Origin of the sequence: Campylobacter sp. BCW_6465 (assembly GCF_001762815.1) — a bacterium.
Lineage (GTDB): Bacteria > Campylobacterota > Campylobacteria > Campylobacterales > Campylobacteraceae > Campylobacter_D > Campylobacter_D jejuni.
Genome location: NZ_MJXN01000030.1, coordinates 1 through 1,594 on the forward strand (window position 1 = coordinate 1; position 1,594 = coordinate 1,594).

The following is a 1,594-nucleotide window of genomic DNA, read 5'->3' on the forward strand; positions in this document are numbered from 1 at the left end:
TTATAGCATCAACAATTTGTTGTATGCTTTCGCCTAGAGTTTGAAAAAGATCTAAATTCATTTGTTGTTCTTAAAAAAATCTTTAGCACTTGATAATGGCTTTTGAAATGACTTAGAATAGTTTGCTTTATAAGCATTTGCACATTCTGTGTCAGTTTGTGCAGAATTAGCATTTTTATCGCATTCTTTGATTTTAGCTTCTAATTCTGTAGCATTTTTTGGATCTTCGTAATATTGCACTGTTTTTGGCTCTGAAGAGCAAGCAGAAAAAACACAAGCAGTAACTATACTTAATAAACTTAGTTTAATTAAATTTTGCATAAAAGTTCTTTTTTCTATAATTTTATATATATTTATAGTAACTATAATATACTAATATTTATTAATATATAATAAAATTAATTTTAAATAATAATATTATTATATAATATTTCACAAAATAATTATAAGAAATAATTATTTTTTATTTTAATATGATGAATTATCTTGTTATATCTTTTTGAGATATTGTTTTTGTAGGATTTTCAAAGGTATTAAGTTTATTATGAAAATCAATGAAATTTAATTGTTTTTTGACTTCATGCTACCTACACATTTAGAAGATTATTTAGAATATAAAACAAAACTATCACTAAAAAATCAAAGAAACAAAAATAAATATTATTTATTTTTATTATTTATTAATAAATAATAATATATAATATTATACAAAAATATAAAAAAGGTTTTTTAATGATAATATCTGTTATAAATAAAAAAGGTGGTGTTGGAAAGACTCCTTTTGCTTTTTCAATTGCTAAAGATTTAGAATATTTTTTACAAAGCAATGATAATTCTATTATAGAAAAAATTTATCCTGAAAAAGCAAAAATTTTACCAACTCCAAAAAAAATAGATAATTGCGTTTATGATTTTGGTGGGTTTGTAGAAAAAGGAGTATTGGATATTATTAAAGAAAGCAATAAGATTATTGTTCCTTGCACGAGTAATTATAATTCTTTACTTAGAACATTAGAAACTTTAAACGAAATAGGTAATGATGGTAAAGTTTGTATTTTAGTTACAGACTATAGAGATGAGAAAGAAAAAAAGCAAATTTGTGAAACTCTTGAAAGCAATTTTACAGATTTAAATCTTTTTTTCTTTAAATTTTCAAAGATAATTGAAAATTCTATGAGTAGTGGAGCTTCTTTTACTGAACTTTATAATGAAAACAATCTTTCAAGATTAAGCTATACAAACTTTTTCAATGAATATCAAAGACTTTTAGATTTTATTAGAAAGGATAAATAATAATGGAAAAAAAACCATTTACAATAGCAGAAGCTTTAAACTCTGAAACAAGCTCTCAAAAAACATATAGTAAAGCTAATAAAAAATCAGCTGGAAGAAAAACCGTAGATCAAAAACTAAGAAGAGATAATTTAGTAGTTTGCAGACTTAATGAACAAGAAATGGAAATTTTGAAAAAATTAATGGTTTTAGATTTAGCAAGTGAATATGGCACTTATATAAGAAAATTGATTTTAAAAGAGGCAAGAACTTTAAATATTAATAATTAAAAATGTTACAATATCCTTGCAAAAAACAAAAA

Annotated in this window: 3 protein-coding genes; 2 read left to right on the forward strand and 1 reads right to left on the reverse strand. The window is 22.3% G+C overall.

Annotated elements, in window-relative coordinates; all coding sequences use genetic code 11:
- Positions 1-57 precede the first annotated feature (57 nt).
- Positions 58-321, reverse strand: coding sequence for an EexN family lipoprotein (locus AJ886_RS02635; RefSeq protein ID WP_052799518.1), 264 nt, complete (start codon positions 319-321; stop codon positions 58-60).
- Between the two features lie 411 nt (positions 322-732).
- Here AJ886_RS02635 and AJ886_RS02640 point away from each other — a divergent pair, with 411 nt between their 5' ends.
- Both AJ886_RS02640 and AJ886_RS02645 read left to right on the forward strand, forming a co-directional pair.
- The gene (locus AJ886_RS02640) at positions 733-1,293 is read left to right on the forward strand and encodes a hypothetical protein (protein ID WP_002802083.1); all 561 of its coding nucleotides are present in this window, start codon (positions 733-735) and stop codon (positions 1,291-1,293) included.
- 2 nt (positions 1,294-1,295) lie between these two features.
- Entirely contained in the window at positions 1,296-1,562 is a 267-nt protein-coding gene (locus AJ886_RS02645) for a hypothetical protein (protein WP_052799519.1), read from the forward strand.
- The last annotated feature ends 32 nt before the right edge of the window (positions 1,563-1,594 follow it).

Excerpts from the sequence above, each read along its gene's own strand:
- AJ886_RS02635 (WP_052799518.1), bottom strand. The coding sequence starts at position 321 with ATGCAAAATTTAATTAAACTAAGTTTATTAAGTATAGTTACTGCTTGT.
- AJ886_RS02640 (WP_002802083.1), top strand. The coding sequence starts at position 733 with ATGATAATATCTGTTATAAATAAAAAAGGTGGTGTTGGAAAGACTCCT.
- AJ886_RS02645 (WP_052799519.1), top strand. The coding sequence starts at position 1,296 with ATGGAAAAAAAACCATTTACAATAGCAGAAGCTTTAAACTCTGAAACA.